A 24,680-nucleotide genomic window follows, 5' to 3' on the forward strand; every position below is an offset into this window, starting at 1 on the left:
TCCGGTGGCGTTACGCTGCCCTCCCCTGCGCGTTCCCGAGGAACCTCCTTCGGTCGCAGGCGAGGGCAAAGATCTAAAGTCCTGCGGCGTGATCCGACAGGCGCCGCTTCAACGGCGCCAGCCGATCGAGCAAGCGCACGCCGACGGCGCGCGCGGCGACCAGCGGCGGCGACTGCCAGGCGTAGATGCGCGCGAGCGCGTCGAAGCCGAGCGCATCCAGCGTGTCGGCGCTGCGCCGGCGCCGCGCATAGCGACGCAGCACGTGTTCAGCGCCGATGTCGCGGCCTGCCGCACGCGCCTGGACCAGGGTGTCGCGCAGCTCGGCCACGTCGCGCAGGCCCAGGTTGACGCCCTGCCCGGCCAGCGGATGCACCGCATGCGCGGCGTCGCCCAGCAGCACGAAGCGCTCGGCCTGGTAACGCTCGGCCAGTTGCAGCTTCAACGGAAACGCGGCGCGCGCCGTGCTGCCGGTAATCCGGCCCAGGCGGAAATCGCTGGCGGCGCCGAGCTCGTCGCAGAAGCGCCGGTCGTCCAGCGCCAGCACGCGCTGCGCCTCGGCCTCGGGCAGCGACCACACGATCGAGCTGCGCCCGTCGGCCAGCGGCAACAGGGCGAGCGGGCCGCCCGGCAGGAAGCGCTGCCACGCCGTATCTTCATGCGCGCGCTCGGTGTCTACATGCGCCACCACCGCACGCTGCGCGTAATCGCGCCCGCGCGTGCCGATGCCGGCCAGCTGGCGCAGCGGCGAGCCGGCGCCGTCGGCGGCCACCAGCACGGCAGCAGGCAGCGTCGCGCCATCGGCCAGTTGCAACTGGATGCGATCGTCGCGCGCCTCGAAAGCCGTCACTTCGGCCGGACACAGCCGGCGGACACCAGCTGTTTCCAGCGCCTGCCACAGCGTCCATTGCACGAGGCTGTTCTCGACGATGCAGCCGAGCAGGTCGCGACCTTCCGCAGCGGCATCGAAGTCGATCGACGCGCCGCTGGCGTCGTCCCACACATGCATGCGCCGGTAGGCCGAGGCACGCGCCTGGCGGATGGACGTCCAGACGTCCATGTCATCCAGCAGCGCGATCGACGAGGGCGCCAGCCCGACCACGCGCAGGTCCACCTCGGCATCTGCGCACCACGGCCGCGGCGCCCGTGCTTCCAGCAGGGCGACGCTGAAACCCGCGCGGGCCAGCGCGAGTGCAGCCGCCGCGCCGACCATGCCGCCGCCGACCACGGCCACGTCGAGTGCCGCGGCGCGGCGGCGCGGGGCGACCTCGCCGATGGCGGCGTTCATGGCACCCGCTCCAGCACGGCGCGCGGCGGCGTACCGCGAAAGCCCATGCCGCGCCGCGCCAGCGCCCGCTGCAGCGGCGGCAACCGGTCGCAGGCCAGCAAGGCCAGCGAGCGCAGCGGTGCCAGCAACGGTTGCCGCAGGCAGGCCAGTTGCACGAGGCCGTGGCTCATCGCCATGGTGCCTTCGCGATCCGGCGCGCGGCGTGCTGCATAGCGGGCGAGCATGTCCGCGTCGCCGGGATCGGCCTGCGCGGCCACCAGCTCGGCCAGGGTCAGCGCATCGCGCAAGCCCAGGTTGAAGCCTTGCGCGCCGATCGGATGCACGGTTTGCGCGGCATTGCCGATCAGCACCGCGCGCGATGCGATCAATTGCGCCGCCGCGACGCGGTGGATCGCGTAGGGATGGCGCCTGCCCGGTCGGCTCAGTCGCCCCAGGCGCCAGCCGAAGCGTTGCTGCGCCAGCTCGATGAAGGCGGCGTCATCCAGTGCGGCCACCGCAGCCGCTTCGTCCGCGGCCACCGTCAACACCAGCCCGCAGCGGCGTTCGGCCAGCGGCAGCAAGGCGATCGGACCGGCATCGGAAAAACGCTCGAAGGCGCGGCTGGCGTGATCGCGCTCGGGGGTGACGGTGCAGACGAACAGGGTCTGCCGATAATCGTGGTGCTCGGCGTCGATGCCCAGTTGCGTGCGCACGAACGAGCCGGTGCCGTCGGCGCCGACCAGCAGCGGCGTGTCGATGTGGCGTGTGCCGTCGGCGGTGTTGACCTGCGCGCGCCAACCGCCAGCCAGCGGTTCGAGCGCGGACAGCGTGGCGGGGGCGAGCCGGGTCAGCCGGGTACAGGCGTCGAGCCGGCGCAGCAGGGCCGCGCCGAGTTCGCGCGCCGGCAGGGTCCAGCCCAGCGCGTCGACGCCTTGCTTGTCTGCGTCGATGCGCGCGCTGCCGAATTCACCGGCACGGCTGACCCGGATGTGCCGGATCGGCGTGGCGCGGGCGGCAGCGTGCTGCCATACGCCGATCGCGTCGAGCCCGTTGACGGTGGCCCTGGCCAGCGCGAGGTTGCGCTCGTCGTAGCTGGGCTGCGCATCGGCGCGCGGCGCGGCGGTCTCGACCAGGGTGGCGGCGACACCGGCCGCGTCCAGTGCGATCGCCAGGCTGGCACCGACCAGGCCGCCACCGACGATCAATACGCTGCCGCAAACAGGGGAGCCGGAGGGATTCATGCCACGGATGATACGCGTCGACGCCGCACCGACGCATCGGGCCGGCCGCATTGGGCTAAACTTGCACGCCTGTATCCCGCAGCGCCGCACGGAGTTCCCATGGCAACCTCAACGACCCGACGCCTGGTCATCTTCCTGGGCCTGGCCCTGGTGATGGGCGTCACCCGCTTCCACCCCTCGCTGCTGCATCATGCGTTGTGGGACGCTTCGTGGGGCGTGTTTTTCCTCGCCGGCTTCTGGTTGCGCGGCCAGGGCCGCTGGGCCTTCCCGCTGCTGATGGCGGAAGCCGTGCTGGTGGATTACCTCGTGATCAGCGGCCAGGGCATCGACTTCTGGAGCCATTACTGCGTGTCCCCGGCCTACTGGTTCCTGCTGCCGTCCTACGGTGCGCTGTGGCTGGGTGGCAGCTGGCTGGCGAAACACCAGCAGGGCCTGAACCTGCGTACGCTGGGCCTCGCGGCCGGCACGCTGCTGGTGGCCGAGGGCGTCTGCTACCTGATCTCCAACGGCAGCTTCTACTGGCTCAGCGCCAGCGTTCCCGCGCCGCGCAGCCTCGGTGCGTGGTTCGGCAACCTTGGCGACTGGTACCTGCCGTTCCTCACCGGCACCGCCGTCTACGTGGGGCTGGGTGCGCTGCTGCATGCGCTGGCAACCCAGCTGACGCACGCCGCGCCGCGCAGCAACCACGCCAGGCACTGACGTGGGCAACCGCCTCTCGCGGATCTACACGCGCACCGGCGACGATGGGTCGACTGGCCTCGGCGACGGCTCGCGCGTCGGCAAGGATTCGCCGCGGGTCAACGCCTACGGCACGGTCGACGAGCTCAACAGCACGATCGGCATGCTGCTGGCCGCCGATGGCGTCACCGACGAGGTGCGCGAGGTACTGACCCAGGTGCAGCATGACCTGTTCGACCTCGGCGGCGAGCTGTGCATCCCCGGTATGGCGATGGTCAACGACAGCGACATCGAACGGCTCGAGCACATCCTCGACCGGCTCAACGAGCCGCTGCCGCCGCTGAAGGAGTTCATCCTGCCCGGTGGCGGCATGGCCGCGGCCTGCGGCCACCTGGCGCGCACCGTGTGCCGCCGCGCCGAGCGCGAGGTGATCGCGCTGGCGCGGGTGGAGGATATCCGCACCCAGCCGCAGCGCTACCTCAACCGGCTGTCGGACCTGTTGTTCGTGATCTCGCGGGTGCTGGCGCGCGCCAGCGGCCATGGCGAAGTGCTGTGGCAGCACGAGCGCCGCCCCAAGCCCAAACCCTCCGCCTGAGCTGCCGCATGCTGCGGCTGTACACCCATTCCGCCTGCCTGCGGCACGATCCGGGGCCGGGCCACGTGGAACGGCCGGCGCGACTGCATGCGGTATTGCAGGCGCTGGATCACGACCGCTACGCCGCGCTCGACCGTGTCGAGGCACCGCCGGCCACCCGCGAACAGCTGCTGCGCGTGCACGACGCGGGACACATCGGCGAAGTCCTGCTCGGCGCGCCGGCGGGCGAAATGCTGGCGCTGGACCAGGACACCGTGATGGGCCCCGGCTCGACCGAGGCGGCCCTGCACGCCGCGGGCGCCGTGGTGGCGGCGGTCGATGCGGTGCTCGGCGGCAGCGCGCAACGCGCTTTCTGCGCGGTGCGCCCGCCCGGCCACCACGCCACGCGCGAGCGGGCGATGGGCTTCTGCCTGTTCGACAACGTCGCGGTGGGCGCCGCCCACGCGCTGGCCGCGCACGGGCTCAAGCGGGTCGCCATCGCCGATTTCGACGTGCACCACGGCAACGGCACGCAGGACATCTTCGAACGCGAGCCGCGCGTGCTGTTCGCCTCCAGCCACCAGTCGCCGCTGTACCCGGACAGCGGCCACGAGGACGAGCGCGGCTGCGGCAACATCGTCAACGGCGTGTTGTCGCCCGGCGCCGGCTCGCATGAATTCCGCGAACTGTGGGATGCCGTGCTGCTGCCGCGCCTGCACGCGTTCCGGCCGCAATTGCTGCTGATCTCGGCCGGCTTCGACGCCCACGCCAACGACCCCCTGGCCGACATCCGGCTGAGCGAGGAAGACTACGCCTGGCTCACCGAGCGGCTGGTCGCGCTGGCCCGCCGCCATGCCGAGGGGCGCATCGTCTCCACCCTCGAAGGCGGCTACGACCTCGCCGCCCTGGCCGCCAGCGCCGCCGCCCACGTGCAGGCCCTGATGGAGTGAATCGGCGCCCGCAGCCAAGCCCGCGCTGAACGCGCGGACGCATCGGAGGGGGCGTTTCTGCTAACTTGACCAGCCTTCGAGGTCGGCAGGTTCCATCGTGACATCAACGTTTCCTCCACGTCGCCTGCTGGCAGTCGCCGCCGCGCTGGCGCTCTTCGGCGGCCAGCTTCCCGCCGCCTCCGCCGCCCCGGCGGCACGCAAGGCGCCGGACCCGGCCGACCAGAGTTGCCCGCTGGGTTCGTTCCACTGCGCACCGCGCCCGCTCAACTACGCGATGTGCCGGCCCAACGCGCTGCTGGAGTTCTACGATCCGACGCTGAGCCGGGACAGCAGCCAGCGCGCGACCGCACCGGCGCACGTCACCGCGCAGCACGTGGACAGCTCCGACCAGTCGGTCTACCACCTCTCCGGCGACGTGCTGCTGCAGCGCGCCGACCAGCAGCTGCAGGCCGATACGCTCGACTACAACGACTCGACCACCGACTACGATGCGCGCGGCAACGTGCGTTACCAGGAGGCCGGGCAACTGCTCGCCGCCTCGCACCTGCGCGGCAACACCAATGCCAGCCGCGGTGTGGCCGACGACGTGCGCTACCAGATGCTGGAATCGCGCGGCAATGGCGTGGCGCGCCAGGGACACATGCTGGATGCCGAGCGCACCCGCTATTCCATGGCCACGTATTCCACCTGCGATGTCGGCCACCACGTGTGGGAGTTCCGCGCCAAGTCGATCAGCATCGACAAGGCCAGCGGCGTGGGCGTGGCGCGCGATGCCACCATGCGCATCGGCAAGGTGCCGTTCCTGTACCTGCCGTACTTCACTTTCCCCACCGACGACCGGCGCAAGAGCGGCTTCCTCTACCCCACGCTGGGCAACACCAGCCGCGCGGGTTTCCAGCTCAGCACGCCCTACTACTTCAACCTGGCGCCGAACTACGACGCCACGCTGGACCCGCGCTACTACAGCCGCCGCGGCCCGCTGCTGGCGGGCGAGTTCCGCTACCTGGTGCCCGGCAGCAGCGGGCAGCTCAACGTGGAGTACGTGCCCGAGGACCGCGGCAAGAGCGACGGCCTGGCCGACACCACCGGCAAGTCGCGCCACCTGGTGTCCTTCTCCGACCGCACCGCCCTGTGGGACGGCTGGCGCTTCACCGGGACGTACAACCACGTATCCGACGCCAGCTACCTGTACGACTACGGCAATGCGATGTCGCACAGCCCGGTGTACAGCCTGCGCTCCGGTGCGGCGATCAGCGGCGGCGGCAAGTGGTGGGACGCCTCCTTCGGCGCCACCACCTACCAGAACACCAACCCGTTCGCGACCGACTCCGCGCTGCCTTACCGGCAGCTGCCGTATGCACTGTTCAGCGCGGAAGTGCCGCTGTCGCGCTGGCTGCAGGCCGGCGTGGACACCAGCGCGGTGATGTTCCGCAAGCCCGGCTACGTCGAGGGACAGCGCGAGGACCTTTACCCCTACCTCGCGGCCGATTTCGGCAGTGCCGCGTGGTTCGTGCGGCCGCGCCTGGCCTGGCGCTACACCGCCTACCAGCTCAGCGACGGCTACCAGGACTACGGGCGATTCGGGCGGCTCAGCGGCACGGCAGTGTCGCCATTCACCGAGCAGTCGCCGACCCGCTCGCTGCCGATCGTCAGCCTCGACTCGGGATTGATGTTCGACCGCAGCACCTCGCTGTTCGGCACGCACTACACGCAGACGCTGGAACCGCGCCTGTACTACCTCTACGTGCCGTACCGCGACCAGGACAACCTGCCGCTGTTCGACACCAACCTGATGTCGTTCGACTACTGGCAACTGTTCTCGACCAACCAGTTCTCCGGCGCCGACCGCCAGATGGACGCGAACAACGTCACCGCGGCGCTGACCACGCGCCTGCTGGACGACGATGGCGTCGAGCGGCTGTCGGCCAGCATCGGCCAGATCCGCTACCTCAGCCGGCAACGCGTGCTGGGCACCGACTGGACCGGCTCGGCCTACGTGGCCCAGCTCGACCTGCAATTGAACGACCGCTGGCGGGTGAACAGTTCCTGGCAGTGGAGCCCGAACAGCCGCGCCGTGGAGGCGGCCACGTTCGGTCTGCAGCGCCGCCTCGGCGATGCGGGCATCGTCAACCTCGCCTACCACTATCGGCGCGGCCGGCTGGAACAATACAGCGCCTCGGCGGTCTATCCGCTGTCGGACAGGTGGCGGTTGTTCGGCGCCTGGGCGTTTGCCCCGGCGATCGACACCACCTACAAGCTCCCCAGCGGCACCGTCGACGCGATGCTTGGCGTGGAGTACGACAGCTGTTGCGTCACCCTGCGGCTGGTCGACCGCAATTACGTCAACCAGTCCTACTACGGCACCACGTCGCCACCTTCCGGAAGCAACCTCAATCGGCGCGACAACGCGATCATGTTCGAAATCGTATTCAAGGGGCTGGGCTCGACCGGCGGCCAGATCGAACCGCTGCTGCGCCGTGATATTCTCGGCTATCAATAATCCATCGCCTCGGCGATCCAGGCTTTTTTCTCGATGAAGCAATTCCTTGCATCCCTCCTGCTCGCCTTGGCGATCGCCGTGCCTGCCCATGCGCAGTTGCTGCAGTCGGCCGCACCGGCGAACCAGTCGCTCGATCGCATCGTCGCGGTGGTCAACGACGACGTCATCCTGCAGAGCGAGCTGGACGACGCGGTGCGCACGATCCAGCAGCAGTACGCCGGCCGCGGGCAACTGCCGCCGATGGACGTGGTGACGCGGCAGGTGCTGAACCGGCTGATCCTGATGCGCCTGCAGGTGCAGCGCGCGCATGAACAAGGCATCTCGGTGTCCAGCGCCGACGTCGACCGCGCGGTCCAGGGGGTGGCGCAGCAGAACCGGCTCACCCCCGAGCAGTTGCGCGCGGCGGTCGAGCAGCAGGGCGGCAGCTTCGCCGCATTCCGCAAGGAACTGAGCGACCAGATCACCGTGCAGCGGCTGCACCAGAACGTGGTGCAAAGCTCGGTCTCGGTGACCGACAGCGAGATCGACAACCTGCTCGACAGCCCCACCTACAAGGCCGGCGAAGTGCACCTGGCGCACATCCAGGTGAGCATCCCCGGTGGCGCGGACGCCGCGGCGATCCAGGCCAGCCAGGCCAAGGCCGAGCAGGCCGCCGCCGCCGTCCAGGGCGGCATGGATTTCGGCGCCGCCGCGATCCGCTACTCCGACGCTTCCGATGCACTGGAAGGCGGCGACCTCGGCTGGCGGCGCATGGACGAGATTCCACCGGCGTTCGCCGACACGGTCGTCACGATGAAGCCGGGCCAGGTCAGCCAGATCCTGCGCGGCCCGACCGGCTTCCACATCCTCAAGCTCGTCGACCAGCGCAAGGGCGACCGCAAGATCGTCACCGAGTACCACGCGCGGCAGATCCTGATCAAGCCGAGCGAGCTGCTGAGCTCCGCCCAGGCACAGCAGAAGGCGCAGGACCTGTACCACCGCATCGTCGACAAGCACGAGGACTTCGCCGCGCTGGCGAAGGAGTTCTCCAAGGACGACACCACCGCCAACATCGGCGGCGACATGGGCTGGTTCCAGCCCTCGGCGTGGGGCGCGACGATCGCCGCCAAGCTGGCCTCGCTGAAGGACGGCCAGGTATCCGAGCCGTTCCAGAGTGAAGCCGGCTGGCATCTGCTGCAGCGCCTGGGTACGCGCCAGAGCGACCAGACCGTGGAGATCGAGCGCAACCAGGCGCGCCAGGCCATCGGCAACCGCAAGGCCGAGCAGGTCTACGACGACTACCTGCGCGACCTGCGTTCCAACGCCTACATCGAAATCCTCGTGCCGTCCCTGCGCGAGCCCGAGCAGGCGCCCGCCGACGGCGCCGCACCCCAGGCCAGCTGAGCGCGATGGCGCTCACCCGGCTGGCCGTCACCGCGGGCGAGCCGGCCGGCGTCGGTGCGGAGCTGCTGGTGCGGCTGGCCGGCACGTCGCTGGCGGCAAGCCTCGTCGCGATCACCGACCGCCACCTGCTCGAGCGCGCGGCGACACGCTGCGGCATGCACCTCGAATTGATCGACGACGACGGCGCACCGGCAGACTCCCGCGCCGCCGGCGCGCTGCGCGTGCGTCACGTGCCGCTGGCGACGAGGGAAGTGCCCGGCCACCCCGACCCGCGCAACGCGAGCCACGTGCTGGCCACCCTGGCCGAGGCCGCCGACGGCTGCATGGCCGGCCGTTATGCCGCGGTGGTCACCGCGCCACTGCAGAAGTCCTCGATCAACGATGCCGGCGTCGCCTTCCGCGGACACACCGAATTCTTCGCCGAACGCGCGGGCGCCGAGGTGGTGATGATGCTGGCCAGCCCGCAGCTGCGCGTGGCGCTGGCCACCACCCACCTGCCGCTGTCGGCCGTACCGGCGGCGATCACGCCCGCATTGCTGACCCGCGTGCTGCGCATCGTGGACGCCGAACTGCGCGGCAAGTTCGGCATCGACCAGCCACGCATCGCCGTGCTCGGACTCAATCCGCATGCCGGCGAGGGCGGCCACCTGGGCCGGGAAGAAATCGATACGCTGATCCCCGTGCTGGACGTCTTGCGCGGCGAGGGCATGCAGCTGCTCGGCCCGCTGCCCGCCGACACCGCCTTCGTGCCGGCGCAACGCACGCATTACGACGCGGTGCTGGCGATGTACCACGACCAGGCCTTGCCGGTGCTGAAGAGCGAAGCGTTCGATCGCACCGTGAACGTCACCCTGGGCCTGCCCTTCATCCGCACCTCGGTGGACCACGGCACCGCGCTGGATCTGGCCGGCACCGGCCGCGCCGATCCGTCCAGCCTGATCGCCGCAGCCAACCTCGCCATGACGCTGGTGGCGCGAAGGCGAGGAGTGAGTGGAGAGGAGTGAGGAGCGAGAGAGCCGCTCGCGCACTCATCTCCCCGACCTTCCACACACTCACTCCTCACTCCTCATTTCTCACTGCTCGCTCTGCCCCATGACCGCACGCCCCAAGAAAAGCTTCGGCCAGCACTTCCTGCACGACCGCCAATGCATCGAGCGCATCGTCGCGGCGATCGCACCGCGCGACGACGATTTCCTGGTCGAGATCGGCCCGGGCGAAGGCGCCCTGACGCTGCCCCTGCTGGGCGCGGCAGGCAAGCTCACGGCGATCGAGCTGGACACGGACCTGATCCCCGCCCTGCGTGCGCGCGCCGCCACGGTCGGTGCGCTGCACGTCCTGCACGCCGACGTGCTGAAGGTCGACTTCACCGCGATGGCGCACAGTCACGGCGTGCCGCGGTTGCGGCTGGCCGGCAACCTGCCCTACTACATCTCCAGCCCGATCCTGTTCCACTGCGTCGAGCACGCGGCGGCGATCGAGGACATGCACTTCATGCTGCAGAAGGAAGTCGTCGACAGGATGGCTGCCGCACCGGGCAGCAAAGTGTACGGCCGGTTGTCGGTCATGCTGCAGCTGGCGTGCCGGGTGGAACCGCTGTTCGACGTGCCGCCGGAGTCGTTCCGGCCGCCGCCGAAGGTCGACTCCGCCGTAGTGCGACTGCAGCCGCTGTCGCCGGAACAACGGCACGACGCCGACCCGCCGCAACTCTATGCCGTGGTGAAGGCGGCGTTCGCGCAACGGCGCAAGACGCTGTCCAACGCACTCAAGCAGGTGATGGACAGCGACGCGATCCGGCGCGCCGACGTGGACCCGCGCGCACGCGCCGAGACGCTGTCGCCGGCGGATTTCGTGCGCCTGGCCAAGGTCGTTCCGCCGGCGCAGTGAAGCCGTCGCGCACGCGCCGCCCCATTGGCGAGCGCAGGCCTTACAATCCGGGCATGACCGAACAATCCCCCTACACGATCGACGTGCAGGTGCAAACCCGCTTCGTTCCCGACCAGTCCAGGCCCGGGGACAACCGTTACGTTTTCGCCTACACCATCACCTTGCGCAACGCCGGCCAGCTGCCGGCGCGCCTGCTCGCGCGGCGCTGGCAGATCACCGACGCGAACGGCAAGGTCGAGGAAGTGAGCGGCGACGGCGTGGTCGGCGAACAGCCGTGGATGCGCCCCGGCGAGGATTTCGAATACACCTCCGGCGCGGTGCTGGAGACGCCGGTGGGCATCATGGGCGGCAGCTACCAGATGCTCGCCGACGACGGCACCGAGTTCGAGGCGCCGATCCCGACCTTCACCCTGTCCATCCCGCGTACGCTGCACTGATGGCCCGGGACTGACATGGCTACGTACGCCATCGGCGACGTGCAGGGCTGCTATCCCGAATTGCAACGCCTGCTGGAGAAACTGCGCTTCGACCCCGCGCGTGACCAGCTGTGGTTCTGCGGCGACCTGGTCAACCGCGGCGGGCAGTCGCTGGAAACACTGCGACTGATCCACGACCTGCGCGACTCGTGCGTTGTCACGCTGGGCAACCACGACCTCAGCCTGCTGGCGATCGCGCAGCGCAAGCCGGAGGCGCAGGCGCGGGTGAACCCCGAACTGCGCGAGGTGCTGTTTGCCGACGATGCACCGGTGCTGTTCGAATGGCTGCGCTCGCAGAAGCTGATGCACCACGACGAACAGCTCGACTGGGCGATGGTGCATGCCGGCCTCGCACCGGTGTGGACGCTGCGCCAGGCATTGCGTGCCGCCCAGGAGGTCGAGCGCGAGCTGTCCAGTCCGCGCCACCCGCGCCTGCTGCGCAACCTGTTCGGCAATCGTCCCGCGCAGTGGTCGAGCCGGCTGCAGGGCCAGGACCGTTACCGCGCCACCATCAACACCATGACGCGCATGCGCTACTGCGACGTCAACGGGCGCATCGACTTCGACGCCAAGGGCATCCCCGGCACGCAGAAGCCCGGCCTGTACCCGTGGTTTGCCGTGCCCGGCATGCGTCGACGCGACGTGCGTATCGTCTGCGGCCACTGGTCGGCGCTGGGCCGATTCGACGGACTGGGCGTGCACGCGATCGACACCGGCTGCGTCTGGGGCGGCAAGCTCACCGCACTGCAACTGGACGGCGAGGGGACGCACTACATCACCGTCAACGCCGAGCCGCATCGCAAGCGGCCGCCAGGCGGCGAGGACTGAAAGGCGAGGAGTGAGTGGAGAGGAGTGAGGAGTGAGAGCGGGCCGGACAGCTTTCTCTCACTCCTCACTCCTCTCCACTCACTCCTGCTTTCTGTCTCAGCTCAGCTGTCCGTGACAATGCTTGTACTTCTTGCCGGAGCCGCAGGGGCATGGCTCGTTGCGGCCGACCTTGGGGCCGGCATGCTGCACCGGTTGTGCGGCCAGGTGGGCACCGTCTTCCGGGGCCGCGCCGGCACTGCCGAACGCATCGGGCGGCGCGCCGCCGCCGGTGGCGAGCATCTGCTTCTGCAGGCGCTCGGCCATGCGCTGCTGCTCGGCCTCCATCGCGGCGACTTCCTCCTCGCTGCGGATGCGGATGCGCGCAAGCATCTGCACCACCTCGGACTTGATCCGCGCCAGCATGTCGGAGAACAGCTTGAACGCCTCGCGCTTGAACGCCTGCTTCGGGTCCTGCTGCGCGTAGCCCACCAGCGAGATGCCCTGGCGCAGGTAATCCATGCTGGAAAGATGGTCCTTCCAGGCGTTGTCGACCACGGTCAGCATCACGTGCTTTTCGAGCTGGCGCATGGTCTCGGCCCCGATCTGCGCCTCCTTGCCGTGGAACAGCTCGGCGACCGCCTCGTCCACGTGCTTGCGGATCATCTCGGCGTCGATCTCGCTCTGCTGCTCGACCCAGTGCTTGAGGTCGAGCGACAGGTTGAACTGGCTCTCCAGCTCGCGATCCAGGCCGGCGATATCCCACTGCTCGTCGATGGTCTGCGGCGGCACGTAGGTCTGAACCAGGGTCTGCACCACATCCTCGCGGATGTCGGCGACGGTGGCCGCGACCTCCTCGCCCTCCAGCAATTCGTCACGCTGGGTGTAGATCACCTTGCGCTGGTCGTTGGCGACGTCGTCGAACTCCAGCAGGTGCTTGCGGATGTCGAAGTTGTGCTGCTCGACCTTGCGCTGGGCCTTCTCGATCTGCCGGCTGATCATGCGATCTTCCAGCGCGTCGTCGTCCTTCATGCCGAAGCGCTTCATCCAGCGCACCAGGCCTTCGCCGCCGAAGATGCGCAGCAGGTTGTCCTCCAGCGACAGGTAGAAGCGCGAGGAGCCCGGGTCGCCCTGGCGGCCGGAGCGGCCGCGCAGCTGGTTGTCGATGCGCCGCGATTCGTGCCGCTCGGTGCCGATGATGTGCAGGCCGCCGGCGGCCAGCACCTGCTCGTGCCGCTTCTTCCACTCGGCCTTGACGCGCGCGCGGTCCACCTCGCTGGCGCCTTCGGGCAGTTCGGCCAGCGCGGCCTCGAGACTGCCGCCGAGCACGATGTCGGTACCGCGGCCGGCCATGTTGGTGGCGATGGTGACCTGGCCGGGCGCGCCGGCCTGCGCCACGATGTGCGCCTCGCGCTCGTGATGCTTGGCGTTGAGCACCTCGTGCGCCACGCCCGCCTTCTTCAGCAACCCGGACAGCAGCTCGGACACCTCGATCGAGGTGGTGCCGACCAGCACCGGCTGGCCGCGCTTGTGGCAGTCCTTGATGTCCTCGATCACCGAGTTGTACTTCGGTGTCTGCGACAGGAAGATCATGTCCGGGTTGTCCTTGCGGATCATCGGCTTGTGGGTGGGGATCACCACCACCTCCAGGCCGTAGATGCTCTGGAACTCGAACGCCTCGGTATCGGCCGTGCCGGTCATGCCGGCCAGCTTCTTGTACATGCGGAACAGGTTCTGGAACGTCACCGTGGCCAGCGTCTGGTTCTCGCGCTGGATCGGCACGCCCTCCTTCGCCTCGACCGCCTGGTGCAGGCCGTCGGACCAGCGTCGGCCGGCCAGGGTACGGCCAGTGAACTCGTCGACGATGATCACTTCGCCATCGCGCACGATGTAGTCGACGTCGCGCTGATAGATGCCGTTGGCGCGCAGGGCGGCGTTGAGATGATGAACCACCGCGAGATTCTTGGAGTCGTACAGGCCGCTGTCCTGGTCGATCACGCCGGCCTCGCGCAGCAGCTCGTCCGCGTGCTGCATGCCGGCCTCGGACAGATGCACCTGCTTCTGCTTCTCGTCGACCCAGTAGTCGCCCTCGCTGTCTTCCTCGGCCTGGCGGATCATCCGCGGCACGATCTTGTTGACGGCGATGTACAACTGCGGGGAATCCTCCGCCGGGCCGGAGATGATCAGGGGCGTGCGCGCCTCGTCGATCAGGATCGAGTCGACCTCGTCAACGATGGCGTAATGCAGGCCGCGCTGGTAGCGCTGCTCCTTGCTGAGCGCCATGTTGTCGCGCAGGTAGTCGAAGCCGAACTCGTTGTTGGTGCCGTAAGTGATGTCGGCCGCATACGCCGCGTGCTTGTCGGCGTGGTCCATGCCCGGGTACACCACGTCGACGGTCAGGTCGAGGAAGTTGTACAGCTTGCTCATCTGCGCCGAGTCGCGCCGCGCCAGGTAGTCGTTGACGGTGACCACGTGCACGCCTTTGCCCGCGATCGCGTTGAGGTATACCGGCAGCGTCGCCACCAGGGTCTTGCCTTCGCCAGTGCGCATCTCGGCGATCTTGCCCTGGTGCAGCACCATGCCACCGATCAACTGCACGTCGTACGGACGCATGCCCAGGGTGCGGCGCGAGGCCTCGCGGGCCACCGCGAAGGCTTCCGGCAGCAGCTTGTCCAGTGATTCGCCGGCGGCGTAACGCTGCTTGAACTCGGCAGTCTTGCCGCGCAACGCGGCATCGTCCAGTTTCTCCATCTCCGGTTCCAGCGCATTGATGCGATGGACCGTACGTGAAAGCTGACGCAGCACACGCTCGTTGCGGCTGCCAAACAGACTCGTCAGGGCACGATTGAACATCGATTTTCCGGTTGGGGGAACAAGACGCCCGCTGCACGCGCGAGCCAATCGGGCATGTTACTACATGCCCGGTACGGCTCACCCGCTCTGGCGGGATGGAGGTGCCCGCGCCGCGCGGGAACGCCGGCGAACCGTCAGGAACTGGCGGCTGCCGGGACCGGATTCAAGGGATCAGGGCATCCCTAGCGGTGGCTGCGCACGAACGCCAGCGGGTTGACCACGCGATCGTGGTACCAGACCTCGAAATGCACGTGCGAGCCGGTGGAGCGGCCGGTGGAGCCGGCCTGCGCGATCACGTCGCCGACCTGCACATGCTGGCCGGGATGCACGTCCAGCTTGCTGTTGTGGGCGTAGCGGGTCATGTAGCCGTTGCCGTGGTCGATCTCGACCACGTTGCCGTAGCCGCGACGCACGCCGGCGAAGGTCACCATGCCTTCGGCCACGGCATGCACCGGCGTGCCGAACGGCGTGGCGATGTCGATGCCGGTGTGCCGCGCCGACTGGCCGTCGAACGGGTCGGGACGCACGCCGAAATAGGATGAGATGTAGCCATGCACGGGCATGCCGGTGGGCTTCAGGTTCGACTCGATGCGGGCATCGAGCAACAGGCTCTGCAGCGCCGACAACTGCGCCTGCTGGACGTTGAACTGGCCGGTGAGGCGGTCGATGCCGACCTCCAGCGAGGGCGGCATGGCGTAACCGGTGCTGCTGGTGTCCTCGACACCACCGACGGCGGGCGGCTGGTCGAAGTTGAACTCGCCGCTGTCGAGCTTGCCCACCTGCACCAGGCGCTCACCGAGCGCGTTCAGGCGGGTCGACTGCGCCTGCAGCTGGCCCAGCTTGAGCGCCAGGGCGTCCAGGCTGCGCTGCGCATCCGCGCGCACGCCGCCGAGTTCGGCGTTCTGCCGGCGGATCTGCTGCTGCAGGTCGTGGATCTGGCTCAGCGCGCGGTCGCGCGGGCTGGCGATGGCGAGGGTCAGCGCGCCGCCCAGGGCCAGGCAGCCCAACACGCCCAGCGACAACATCGAGAACAGCTTCCAGCGCACCCGCCGGCTGGCCAGATCCAGGGTTTTAGGCAGCTTGCGGGCACGTGAGACGAGTATGATCTGCATGTCTTTCCAAAATCGAATGTCGGCACCATGCACCGCGCGGAACCCGCCACTTCCCGTCGCCGCGACAACGGACCGAAATCCCTTGCCGATTGCGGCTCCTTCGCGTCGCTGGCCCGAAAGGCCGACGCGCTGGAAGCGCTGGACCGCGCACTGCGCCAGACGTTGCCATCGCCGCTGCGCGAACAGGTCAGATTCGCCAATCTGCGCAACAACCGCCTCGTCTTCCTGGCGTCTTCACCGGCCTGGGCGTCACGCCTGCGCTTGATGCAGGCACAGATCCTTGCCTCCGCAAGCGCCGTCGGCGCCTGCGCCAGTTCAGTCACCGTGAAAGTGGCTCCCCAACCACCGGCCGTTACCGTGCCGGAGCAGTCAAAACCGCTTTCGCCAGCCGCGGCCGCCCACCTCAGGGCTGCCGCTGCCTCGTCCACAGACCCCGAATGGCGGGATCTGTTCCTTCAGCTGGCGTCCTTCGCCGAAACCGCTGATTCCCCCGAGAAACCCTCGTACTGAAGGGCGTTCCTGCGAGACGCGCCGCGTCTTGCCGCCGCGGCCGAACCCGCGAGAGCTGCGTTTATACCACGTGAAGAGTTAATGAAAAGTCCAGCCCTCGCCGGGCTGTGACCCAACCCGCGCGGCGAGTGTGTCGCGGTCAACAAAAATGGCCGGATCTTGCGATCCGGCCATTCGGGTGGGCAGTGCCGGAACAGGCCGGCGTGGTTTCGGGTGTCAGATCGCCTGGGCCGGGTGGGCGTAGGAGATCGGCGACACCGCCGGATCCTCGTGGTAGCTGACCTCTTCCCACGCCGAGGCATCGGCGATCAGGGCGCGCAGCAGCTTGTTGTTCAACTCGTGGCCCGACTTGTGCGCGTGATAGGCGCCGATCAGGCTGTGGCCGAGCAGGTACAGGTCGCCGATGGCGTCCAGGATCTTGTGCTTGACGAACTCGTCCTCGTAACGCAGGCCGTCCTCGTTGAGCACGCGGTAGTCGTCGAGCACCACGGCGTTGTCCATCGAGCCGCCCAGCGCCAGGTTGTGCTCGCGCAGCATCTCGATGTCACGCATGAAACCGAAGGTGCGCGCGCGGCTGACTTCCTTGACGAAAGAGGTGGTGGAGAAGTCGATCTCGGCGCGCGAGGTGCGCTTGGAGATGATCGGGTGGTTGAAGTCGATCGAGAAGCCCACCTTGAAGCCTTCGAACGGCTCGAAGCTGGCCCACTTGTCGCCTTCCTGCACCTTGATCGGCTTCTTGATGCGGATGAAGCGCTTGGCCACCGGCTGCTCCTCGATGCCGGCGGACTGCAGCAGGAACACGAACGGTCCCGCACTGCCATCCATGATCGGCACTTCCGGCGCCGACAGGTCGACGTAGGCGTTGTCGATGCCGAGCCCGGCCATCGCCGACAACAGGTGTTCGACGGTGGCCACGCGCACTTCACCATTCATGAGCGTGGTGGACAGGCGTGTGTCGCCGACGTTGTCCTGGCGTGCGCGGATGTCCACCGGCGGATCGAGATCCGTCCGACGGAAAACGATGCCCGTGTTCGGCGCGGCGGGACGCAAGGTCATGTAGACCTTGTCGCCCGTGTGCAAGCCGACACCGGTCGCCCGGATGATGTTTTTAAGCGTACGCTGCTTGATCATTATTGTTGGGACCCGTGGAGGCAGCAGCCAATCAGGAGCGGATGCTAACACAGTTTTAACCTGGGATAAAAGCAAACCGCACCGTACAGTCTGGTTAAGCCTTCATCTTTCTTTCATCCTTGGGAACTGGCGCACATTTGGCGCCCGCCAGCGCCGAAAGATAAGGAGCGAAGCCCGGGCCTGGGACGGGAATCCGGCCCGGGACATCGCTTCGGCACCGCGGCGACAAATCCGCGGCCCTGCCCCGCGCGCCCATCCCGGCGCACGGCATCGGGTGCCAACCAACCGCCGTCGCCGCAGCCATCGTCGCGCCATCGCGGACCTTGCAAACGGCCTGCCGCAAGGCAGCCATTCGTGAGGCAATGGAGTGACTGACCGACCCGGCGGGCGATCGTTCAACGCATCGACATGCTCCGCAATGCTCCTCAATCAGCCTGCCGGCGCAGGAATGCCGGGATGTCCAGGTAATCGAGGCCGGCATCGCCATGCTTGGCCGCTGCGCTGGACTCGGTCCGAGCCTGCACCTCCGGCTGGGCATAGTCCACCACCTCGTTGCCGGTGCCGGTGCGCAGCACCACCGGGCGCGGACGCATCTGCATCTGCTGGGTTTCGACCATGCGGATCGGCGGCTGGCTGCGCGAGGCATTGGCGCGGTTGAGGCCGGTGGCCACCACGGTCACGCGCACGTCGTCCTTCATGTCCGGGTCCAGCGAGGTGCCGATCACCACGGTGGCGTCTTCGCTGGCGAAGTCGTGGATGATGCGGCCGATCTCGTCGAACTCGCGCATGGTGAGGTTCGGACCGGCGGTGACGTTGACCAGGATGCCGCAGGCGCCGTTCAGGTTGACGTCCTCCAGCAGCGGGTTCTTGATCGCCGCCTCGGCCGCCGCCTGGGCGCGATCGTCACCGCGGGCGGTGCCCGAGCCCATCATGGCCAGGCCCATCTCCGACATCACGGTGCGCACGTCGGCGAAGTCGACGTTGATCAGGCCAGGGGCGGTGATCAGGTCGGCGATGCCCTGCACGGCGCCCTGCAGCACGTCGTTGGCGGCCTTGAACGCGTTGAGCAGGGTGACCTCGCGGCCGAGCACGCTGAGCAGCTTCTCGTTCGGCACGGTGATCAGCGAGTCGACGTGCTGCGACAGGTCCTCGATGCCCTTCAGGGCGACCTGCATGCGCCGGCGGCCCTCGAACGGGAACGGCTTGGTGACGACCGCGACCGTCAGGATGCCCTTCTCCTTGGCCAGCTGCGCCACCACCGGCGCCGCGCCGGTGCCGGTGCCGCCGCCCATGCCGGCGGTGATGAACACCATGTCGGCGCCTTCGAGCATCGCCTCGATCCGTTCGCGGTCCTCCAGCGCGGCCTGCCGGCCGACCTCGGGATTCGCGCCGGCGCCGAGACCCTTGGTCACGTTGCCGCCGAGTTGCAGGTGGGTGCGCGAGCCGCAGTTGGTCATCGCCTGGGCATCGGTATTGGCGACGACGAACTCGACGCCTTCGATGTTGGCGTTGAGCATGTGCGCCACGGCGTTGCCACCGCCGCCGCCCACGCCGATCACCTTGATGACTGCATTGGGTGCAAGTTTATCGATCAGTTCAAACATTTCCCGTCCTCCGTAGAGTTGTTGTCGTTTTAACCGCGGGGAGCGACTCCTGTCGGCCCGTGGTGGTGGGTGGATTTCCTTCCACCCGGGGCGGCAGCTCCTGCGCCGCCCGAAACCGCATTGCTAGAAATTCCGCGTGAGCCAGCCGCGCAGCTTGTCGACCATCCCGCCCATGCTGCTGCCCACCGGTCCGCCGACCCGCGCGCCGCCGGCGCGCGCGCCATGCAGCAGCAGACCTACGCCAGTGGCATGCAACGGACTGGAAACCACCTCGCCGAGACCCTCGACTTGCTGCGGCAGGCCGATGCGCACCATCTTGTGGAAGATCTCCTCGGCCAGCTCCAGCGCGCCTTCCATCTTCGAGGCGCCGCCGGTAAGCACCACGCCGGCGGCGACCAGGCTCTCGTAGCCGGAGCGGCGCAACTGGTCCTGCACCATCTCGAAGATTTCCTCGTAGCGCGCCTGCACGCTCTGCGCCAGCGACTGCCGCGCCAGCCGGCGCGGTGGACGATCGCCGACGCTGGGCACCTGGATGGTTTCCTCCGCATGCGCCAGCCCGGTCAGCGCGCAGGCGTACTTGATCTTGATCTCCTCCGCGTGCGCGGTAGGCGTGTGCACGCCGTAGGCGATGTCGCTGGTGACCTGGTCGCCGCCGACCGGCAGCGACGCGGTGTGGCGAATCGAACCCTGGGTGTAGATCGCAATGTCGGTGGTGCCCGCGCCGATGTCGACCAGGCACACGCCGAGCTCGCGCTCGTCGTCGGTCAGCACCGCCTTGGCGCTGGCCAGCGCGGAAGGAACCAGCTCATCGACGGTGAGTCCGCAGCGCTGGATGCACTTGGAGATGTTCTGCACCGCGGCGGCAGCGCCGGTGACCAGGTGCACGTTGGCCTCCAGTCGCACGCCGCTCATGCCGACCGGGCGGCGGATGCCGTCCTGGCCGTCGATGCGGTATTCCTGCGACTCCTTGTAGAGCACCTTGCGATCGGCCGGGATCGCCACCGCGCTGGCGGCCTCTAGCACCTGTTCCAGGTCGGCGGCGGTGACCTCGCGCTCGCGGATCGCCGCGTTGCCGTGCGAGTTGCGCGTTTCCAGGTGGCTGCCGGAGATCGAGGCGTAGACCGATCGGATGTCGCAACCGGCCATCAGCTCGGCCTCCTCCACCGCGCGCTGGATCGAGTGCACGGTCGATTCGATGTCGACCACCGAGCCACGCTTCATGCCGCGCGAGACGTGGGTGCCGATGCCGATCACGGTGATCGGCTCGCCCGGTTCGTACTCGCCGACGATCGCCACCACCTTGGAGGTGCCGATGTCCAGGCCGACGACCAGCTGCTTTTCATTGCGCGTTTTCATGGCGAGACAGTCATGAGCGGGGTGAACCTCCAGCCGGGGCGCCGGCCGCGTCGGGCCAGCGCACGGCAAAGCCGTTGGTGTAGCGAAGATCGGCGTAAACGAAGCCGTCGGCATGGCCGGCGATCAGCTGCGGGTAGACGTCGAGGAAACGATGCAGCCGGCGGCCGGCCTGCTCGCGGTCGCCGATCACGATGCGCGCGCCGCTGCCAGTGGTGACGCTCCAGCTGCCGCGTTCGGTCAGCGCCACGCCATTGATGCGCAGGTGGGTGCCGGCAAACGCCTTGCTGACATCGGCGTAGAAGCTCACCACCTCGGCCAGCCGCGCATCCGGACCACTCAGGCCGGGCAAGGCGGTCAACTGATCTACGCCGGGGGCGTCGAACACGCGGCCCTGGCGGCTGATCAGCTGCCTGTCATTCCAGCGCGCGAACGGCTGGCGCTCGTAGATGCGCAGTTGCAAGGTATCGGGCCAGCGCTTGCGCGCCTCCACCGACTCCACCCACGGCAACGCGGCGACAGCCTTCTGCACCGCATCGAGATCCAGCGCGAAGAAACCCTTGCCCAGTCGCGGCAGCACCGCCGTGCGGATCTCGGCAGCAGTGACGTGCTTGAACTCCGCCTGCACGGTCAGCTGGGTCACCGGCCAGCGATCGGCGGCAAACCACCCGCGCAGCAACCCGACGACCGGCAACGCGACGAGCGCGATCGCCAGGCACCAGGCAGCGAGGCGGATGGGGCCTTTCACTTTGCGTCTCCTTCGGAGTCGCGGGAATAGGGAATAGGGAATGGGGAATAGGCAGAGCCGGCGTCTGCTGTTTGATGTTCCGATTCCCTATTCCCTATTCCCCATTCCCGCTGGAAGCTTGTTTCCAGCACACGCCAGCACAGTTCCTGGTAGTCGATGCCGGCGGCGGCGGCGGCCTTGGGCACCAGCGAGTGCGAGGTCATGCCGGGGGCGGTGTTGACCTCCAGCAGCCAGGGACGGCCGTTGCGGTCGCGCATCACGTCGACGCGGCCCCAGCCGGCGCAACCCAGCGCGTCGAACGCAGCCAGCGACAGCACCGCCAGTTCGTCCGCCGCGGCACCTTCGGCACCGGGGCAGATGTACTGGGTGTCCTCGGCCACGTACTTGGCGTTGTAGTCGTAGAACGCTCCCTTGGGCACGATATGGATGCTCGGCAGCACCTGGCGGCCGAGAATGGCGACGGTGAGTTCGTCGCCCTCGATCAGGGTTTCCATCAGCAGATCGCCCGGATAGCGCTCGGCCAATTCGACCGCCGCGGCCAGGTCCTGCTCGGCGAACACCCGGGTCACGCCGACGCTGGAGCCTTCGCATGCGGGCTTGACGATCAGCGGATAGCCGATCCGCCGCGCCGCGGCGAGCACGTCCGCGCCACGCGGCAGCGCGGCGAAGGTCGGCGTGGACAGGCCCAGCGATTGCCACACGCGCTTGGAGCGGGTCTTGTCCATCGACAACGCCGAACCGAGCACGCCCGAACCGGTGTACGGCACGTGCAGCGATTCCAGCGCACCTTGCAGCACGCCATCCTCGCCACCGCCGTGCTGGCCGTGCAGGATGTTGAACACACGCGCGAAGTGGCCCGCGCGCAGCGCGTCGAGCAGGGCCGGGATACCGTCGATCGCATGCGCGTCGACGCCGCGCGCGCGCAGTGCGACCAGCACGTTGCGGCCGGAATCCAGCGACACCTCGCGCTCGGCCGAGCTGCCGCCCATGACCACCGCCACACGGCCGAACTGCGCGGGATCGGTGATGCGGGAGGTGCCCGGATTCGTGATTGCGGCCATCATGCGGCCCCCTTCGTCTTGAGTTGGCCGGCGTTCGCCAGCTCGACCGCCGCCGCGCCGATGTCGCCGGCGCCGAGCAGCAGCAACAGGTCGCCGTCGTGCAGCAGGCTGGGCAGGCTGGTGCGGAACTCGCGCGGATGCTCGACCAGCACCGGGTCGACCTTGCCGCGCGCACGCACGGCACGCGCCAGCGCGCGGCCGTCGGCGCCGGCGATCGGCGCCTCGCCGGCCGGGTACACATCGGTCAGCACCAGCACGTCGGCGTCGGCCAGCACGTTGGCAAAATCGTCCAGCAGGTCGCGCGTGCGGCTGTAGCGGTGCGGCTGGAAGGCCACTACCAGGCGCCGCTCCGGCCAGCCGCCGCGCACCGCCGCGAACACCGCCGCAATCTCGCGCGGGTGGTGGCCGTAGTCGTCGACCAGCAGCACGCGGCCGCCATCGATGGCGAGCTCGCCGCGCCGATGGAAGCGCCGGCCCACGCCCTGGAAACCCTTCAGTGCGGCGGCGATCGCCGCCACCTCGACACCGAGCTGCCAGCCGATCGTGGCGGCGGCCAGCGCGTTGAGGACGTTGTGCCGCCCGGGCAGGTTCAGCGTGACCGGCACGGCCGCCGCGCCATCGGGCAACTGCAGTTCGAAATGCATCTCGAAACCCTGCTGGCGCAGGTTCAGCGCGCGCACGTCGGCGTCCGCGCTGTCGATGCCGTAACGGATCACCCGGCGATTGGTGGCCTTGGCCAGCGCGGCCACTTCCGGGTCGTCCACGCACAGCACCGCCAGGCCGTAGAACGGCAGCCGGTGCAGGAAATCGGCGAACGCCTTCTTCACCTCGGCGAAGTCGCCGTGGTAGTTCTCCAGGTGGTCGGCGTCGATGTTGGTGATCGCGGCGATCACCGGCGACAACAGCAGGAACGAGCCGTCCGACTCGTCCGCTTCGGCCACCAGGTACTGGCCGGTGCCGAGCCGCGCGTTGGCGCCGGCCGCATTGAGCTGGCCGCCGATCACGAAGGTCGGGTCGTAACCGGCCTCGGCCAGGACGCTGGCGGTGAGGCTGGTGGTGGTGGTCTTGCCGTGCGTGCCGGCGATCGCGATGCCGCGGCGAAAACGCATCAGCTCGCCCAGCATTTCCGCACGCGGGATCACCGGGATGCGCGCCGCGAGAGCAGCAGCCAGCTCCGGGTTGTCCGCCTTGATCGCGCTGGAGGTGACCACCACGTCGGCGCCGGCGACGTTCTCCGCGGCGTGGCCCACGTGCACGGTGAGGCCCAGCCGCTGCAGCCGCTGCACCGTGGGTGAGCCGGCACGGTCGGAACCGGACACCGCGTAGCCCAGGTTGTGCAGCACCTCGGCGATGCCGCTCATGCCCACGCCGCCGATGCCGATGAAATGCACCCGGCGAAACGTGCTCATCGGGTCCTGCTGGGCGGAGAGCCGGCTCATGCAGCCACCTCCGTGCAGGCGCGCGCGATCACCTGCGCCGCGTCGGGCTTGGCCAGCGTGCGTGCCGCTTCGGCCATGGCCAGCAGGGCGGTTCGATCGCCGAGCAGCGCAGCCAACCGCTGCGCCAGTTGTTGGTTGTCCAGTGCATTCTCCTGCATGATCTCGGCGGCGCCGACCGCCGCAAGCACCTCCGCGTTGCGCGTCTGGTGGTCGTCCACCGCGTACGGAAACGGCACCAGCAAGGCGCCGAGCCCGGCGGCGGAAAGTTCGGCCAGGGTCAGCGCACCAGCACGGCAGACCGCCAGGTCCGCCCAGCCGTAGGCATCGGCCATGTCGTCGATGAAGGCCACCACGCGCGCTTCCACGCCGGCCTGCGCATACGCCGCGCGTGCCTCGTCGAGGCCACGACTGCCGCACTGGTGCAACACCTCGGGACGCTGCCCGGGTTCGAGTCGGGCCAGCGCCTGCGGCACCGCGAGATTCAGCGCACGCGCCCCAAGGCTGCCGCCCAGCACCAGCAGGCGTGGCGCACCCGGGCGATCGGCCATGCGTTGCGCCGGCGGCGGCAGCGCGCCGATCACCGCACGCACCGGATTGCCGACCCACTGCGCCTGCGGCAGCACGCCGTCGAAGCCGGCCAGCACGCGGCGCGCCAATGCGGCCAGCTTGCGGTTGGTGAAACCGGCCACGCGATTCTGTTCATGCACCAGCAGCGGCCGCCGCAGCAGCCACGCGGCGAGACCGCCGGGGCCGGCCACGTAGCCACCCATCGACAGCACGCTGCGCGGACGCAGCCGCCGCAGCAACGCCAGCGAGGCAAGAAGCGCGCGCAGCAGCATCAGCGGCGCCAGCAGCCGGGTCTTCCAGCCCTTTCCGCGCAAACCGCCCACCGCCACCGTGTGCAACTCGATCCCGTGCGCCGGCACCACCCGCGTCTCCATCCCGCCGACCGCCCCCAGCCACGCCACCGGCACACCTTGCCCGCGCAGGCATTCGGCCACCGCCAGTCCCGGGAAGATGTGTCCACCGGTGCCGCCGGCCATGATGAGCACCGGTCGCGGATCGGCAAAAGCAGGCCGCGCCCCGCGCCGGTCTTCGCCCATTCCCGATTCCCG

Annotated in this window: 21 protein-coding genes; 10 read left to right on the forward strand and 11 right to left on the reverse strand. The window is 68.8% G+C overall.

Annotation, left to right across the window (positions count from 1 at the left end):
* Positions 1–73 precede the first annotated feature (73 nt).
* Both ACVCL9_RS10530 and ubiH read right to left on the reverse strand, forming a co-directional pair.
* Positions 74–1,285, reverse strand: coding sequence for a UbiH/UbiF/VisC/COQ6 family ubiquinone biosynthesis hydroxylase (locus ACVCL9_RS10530; protein ID WP_447098166.1), 1,212 nt, complete (start codon positions 1,283–1,285; stop codon positions 74–76).
* Entirely contained in the window at positions 1,282–2,505 is a 1,224-nt protein-coding gene (gene ubiH, locus ACVCL9_RS10535; RefSeq protein WP_447098165.1) for a 2-octaprenyl-6-methoxyphenyl hydroxylase, read from the reverse strand. Before ubiH ends, ACVCL9_RS10530 begins: the two co-directional genes overlap by 4 nt.
* 99 nt (positions 2,506–2,604) lie before the next feature.
* Here ubiH and ACVCL9_RS10540 point away from each other — a divergent pair, with 99 nt between their 5' ends.
* The 9 genes from ACVCL9_RS10540 (at position 2,605) to ACVCL9_RS10580 (ending at position 11,778) form a co-directional block, all read left to right on the forward strand.
* A complete protein-coding gene (locus ACVCL9_RS10540) occupies positions 2,605–3,204 on the forward strand; it encodes a hypothetical protein (protein WP_395120082.1) in 600 nt (199 codons plus the stop codon).
* A 1-nt stretch (position 3,205) separates the two neighbouring features.
* Positions 3,206–3,778 (forward strand): cob(I)yrinic acid a,c-diamide adenosyltransferase, encoded by a 573-nt coding sequence (locus tag ACVCL9_RS10545; protein WP_395120083.1) that lies wholly within the window; start codon positions 3,206–3,208, stop codon positions 3,776–3,778.
* 8 nt (positions 3,779–3,786) lie between these two features.
* Positions 3,787–4,707, forward strand: a complete 921-nt coding sequence (locus tag ACVCL9_RS10550) for a histone deacetylase family protein (RefSeq protein WP_395120084.1) — start codon at positions 3,787–3,789, stop codon at positions 4,705–4,707.
* Between the two features lie 97 nt (positions 4,708–4,804).
* Positions 4,805–7,207, forward strand: a complete 2,403-nt coding sequence (locus ACVCL9_RS10555) for an LPS-assembly protein LptD (protein WP_447098164.1) — start codon at positions 4,805–4,807, stop codon at positions 7,205–7,207.
* Between the two features lie 33 nt (positions 7,208–7,240).
* On the forward strand, positions 7,241–8,590 hold the full coding sequence (locus tag ACVCL9_RS10560) for a peptidylprolyl isomerase (RefSeq protein ID WP_447098163.1): 1,350 nt from the start codon (positions 7,241–7,243) through the stop codon (positions 8,588–8,590).
* Positions 8,591–8,595: 5 nt separating this feature from the next.
* Entirely contained in the window at positions 8,596–9,594 is a 999-nt protein-coding gene (gene pdxA / locus ACVCL9_RS10565) for a 4-hydroxythreonine-4-phosphate dehydrogenase PdxA (protein ID WP_447098162.1), read from the forward strand.
* A gap of 88 nt (positions 9,595–9,682) precedes the next feature.
* On the forward strand, positions 9,683–10,474 hold the full coding sequence (gene rsmA, locus ACVCL9_RS10570; RefSeq protein ID WP_447098161.1) for a 16S rRNA (adenine(1518)-N(6)/adenine(1519)-N(6))-dimethyltransferase RsmA: 792 nt from the start codon (positions 9,683–9,685) through the stop codon (positions 10,472–10,474).
* A gap of 53 nt (positions 10,475–10,527) precedes the next feature.
* Positions 10,528–10,911: a Co2+/Mg2+ efflux protein ApaG gene (gene apaG / locus ACVCL9_RS10575; RefSeq protein WP_395120089.1), complete on the forward strand. Its 384-nt coding sequence runs from the start codon at positions 10,528–10,530 to the stop codon at positions 10,909–10,911.
* A 15-nt stretch (positions 10,912–10,926) separates the two neighbouring features.
* On the forward strand, positions 10,927–11,778 hold the full coding sequence (locus ACVCL9_RS10580; protein WP_447098160.1) for a symmetrical bis(5'-nucleosyl)-tetraphosphatase: 852 nt from the start codon (positions 10,927–10,929) through the stop codon (positions 11,776–11,778).
* Positions 11,779–11,874: 96 nt separating this feature from the next.
* Here ACVCL9_RS10580 and secA read toward each other — a convergent pair whose 3' ends face one another.
* Positions 11,875–14,607 (reverse strand): preprotein translocase subunit SecA, encoded by a 2,733-nt coding sequence (secA, locus tag ACVCL9_RS10585; protein WP_447098159.1) that lies wholly within the window; start codon positions 14,605–14,607, stop codon positions 11,875–11,877.
* A 182-nt stretch (positions 14,608–14,789) separates the two neighbouring features.
* Positions 14,790–15,719 carry a peptidoglycan DD-metalloendopeptidase family protein gene (locus ACVCL9_RS10590; RefSeq protein WP_447098158.1) on the reverse strand — a complete coding sequence of 310 codons (930 nt, stop codon included), beginning with the start codon at positions 15,717–15,719 and terminating at the stop codon, positions 14,790–14,792.
* Between the two features lie 27 nt (positions 15,720–15,746).
* Here ACVCL9_RS10590 and ACVCL9_RS10595 point away from each other — a divergent pair, with 27 nt between their 5' ends.
* Positions 15,747–16,229, forward strand: a complete 483-nt coding sequence (locus ACVCL9_RS10595) for a DciA family protein (RefSeq protein WP_447098157.1) — start codon at positions 15,747–15,749, stop codon at positions 16,227–16,229.
* A 216-nt stretch (positions 16,230–16,445) separates the two neighbouring features.
* On the opposite strand, the gene lpxC is transcribed toward ACVCL9_RS10595, so the two are convergent.
* From lpxC to murG, 7 genes are all read right to left on the reverse strand, one after another.
* On the reverse strand, positions 16,446–17,360 hold the full coding sequence (gene lpxC / locus ACVCL9_RS10600; RefSeq protein WP_395120094.1) for a UDP-3-O-acyl-N-acetylglucosamine deacetylase: 915 nt from the start codon (positions 17,358–17,360) through the stop codon (positions 16,446–16,448).
* Positions 17,361–17,785: 425 nt separating this feature from the next.
* Positions 17,786–18,964, reverse strand: coding sequence for a cell division protein FtsZ (gene ftsZ, locus ACVCL9_RS10605; RefSeq protein WP_447098156.1), 1,179 nt, complete (start codon positions 18,962–18,964; stop codon positions 17,786–17,788).
* A gap of 123 nt (positions 18,965–19,087) precedes the next feature.
* Entirely contained in the window at positions 19,088–20,320 is a 1,233-nt protein-coding gene (gene ftsA, locus ACVCL9_RS10610) for a cell division protein FtsA (RefSeq protein WP_447098155.1), read from the reverse strand.
* A gap of 10 nt (positions 20,321–20,330) precedes the next feature.
* The gene (locus tag ACVCL9_RS10615; RefSeq protein WP_395120097.1) at positions 20,331–21,065 is read right to left on the reverse strand and encodes a cell division protein FtsQ/DivIB; all 735 of its coding nucleotides are present in this window, start codon (positions 21,063–21,065) and stop codon (positions 20,331–20,333) included.
* Positions 21,062–22,126 (reverse strand): D-alanine--D-alanine ligase, encoded by a 1,065-nt coding sequence (locus ACVCL9_RS10620; RefSeq protein ID WP_447099527.1) that lies wholly within the window; start codon positions 22,124–22,126, stop codon positions 21,062–21,064. The genes ACVCL9_RS10615 and ACVCL9_RS10620 overlap by 4 nt, the downstream gene beginning before the upstream one ends.
* Entirely contained in the window at positions 22,126–23,565 is a 1,440-nt protein-coding gene (gene murC, locus ACVCL9_RS10625) for a UDP-N-acetylmuramate--L-alanine ligase (RefSeq protein WP_395120098.1), read from the reverse strand. The genes ACVCL9_RS10620 and murC overlap by 1 nt, the downstream gene beginning before the upstream one ends.
* Positions 23,562–24,668, reverse strand: a complete 1,107-nt coding sequence (gene murG / locus ACVCL9_RS10630) for an undecaprenyldiphospho-muramoylpentapeptide beta-N-acetylglucosaminyltransferase (RefSeq protein ID WP_395121242.1) — start codon at positions 24,666–24,668, stop codon at positions 23,562–23,564. The genes murC and murG overlap by 4 nt, the downstream gene beginning before the upstream one ends.
* Positions 24,669–24,680: the final 12 nt, after the last annotated feature.

It is taken from the genome of Rhodanobacter sp. UC4438_H5 (assembly GCF_052978405.1).

Excerpts from the sequence above, each read along its gene's own strand:
- ACVCL9_RS10590 (WP_447098158.1), bottom strand. The coding sequence starts at position 15,719 with ATGCAGATCATACTCGTCTCACGTGCCCGCAAGCTGCCTAAAACCCTG.
- rsmA (WP_447098161.1), top strand. The coding sequence starts at position 9,683 with ATGACCGCACGCCCCAAGAAAAGCTTCGGCCAGCACTTCCTGCACGAC.
- ftsZ (WP_447098156.1), bottom strand. The coding sequence starts at position 18,964 with ATGTTTGAACTGATCGATAAACTTGCACCCAATGCAGTCATCAAGGTG.
- ACVCL9_RS10560 (WP_447098163.1), top strand. The coding sequence starts at position 7,241 with ATGAAGCAATTCCTTGCATCCCTCCTGCTCGCCTTGGCGATCGCCGTG.
- ubiH (WP_447098165.1), bottom strand. The coding sequence starts at position 2,505 with ATGAATCCCTCCGGCTCCCCTGTTTGCGGCAGCGTATTGATCGTCGGT.
- ftsA (WP_447098155.1), bottom strand. The coding sequence starts at position 20,320 with ATGAAAACGCGCAATGAAAAGCAGCTGGTCGTCGGCCTGGACATCGGC.
- ACVCL9_RS10580 (WP_447098160.1), top strand. The coding sequence starts at position 10,927 with ATGGCTACGTACGCCATCGGCGACGTGCAGGGCTGCTATCCCGAATTG.
- ACVCL9_RS10530 (WP_447098166.1), bottom strand. The coding sequence starts at position 1,285 with ATGAACGCCGCCATCGGCGAGGTCGCCCCGCGCCGCCGCGCCGCGGCA.
- apaG (WP_395120089.1), top strand. The coding sequence starts at position 10,528 with ATGACCGAACAATCCCCCTACACGATCGACGTGCAGGTGCAAACCCGC.
- murG (WP_395121242.1), bottom strand. The coding sequence starts at position 24,668 with ATGGGCGAAGACCGGCGCGGGGCGCGGCCTGCTTTTGCCGATCCGCGA.
- ACVCL9_RS10595 (WP_447098157.1), top strand. The coding sequence starts at position 15,747 with ATGCACCGCGCGGAACCCGCCACTTCCCGTCGCCGCGACAACGGACCG.
- ACVCL9_RS10550 (WP_395120084.1), top strand. The coding sequence starts at position 3,787 with ATGCTGCGGCTGTACACCCATTCCGCCTGCCTGCGGCACGATCCGGGG.
- pdxA (WP_447098162.1), top strand. The coding sequence starts at position 8,596 with ATGGCGCTCACCCGGCTGGCCGTCACCGCGGGCGAGCCGGCCGGCGTC.
- secA (WP_447098159.1), bottom strand. The coding sequence starts at position 14,607 with ATGTTCAATCGTGCCCTGACGAGTCTGTTTGGCAGCCGCAACGAGCGT.
- murC (WP_395120098.1), bottom strand. The coding sequence starts at position 23,565 with ATGAGCCGGCTCTCCGCCCAGCAGGACCCGATGAGCACGTTTCGCCGG.
- ACVCL9_RS10620 (WP_447099527.1), bottom strand. The coding sequence starts at position 22,126 with ATGGCCGCAATCACGAATCCGGGCACCTCCCGCATCACCGATCCCGCG.
- ACVCL9_RS10540 (WP_395120082.1), top strand. The coding sequence starts at position 2,605 with ATGGCAACCTCAACGACCCGACGCCTGGTCATCTTCCTGGGCCTGGCC.
- lpxC (WP_395120094.1), bottom strand. The coding sequence starts at position 17,360 with ATGATCAAGCAGCGTACGCTTAAAAACATCATCCGGGCGACCGGTGTC.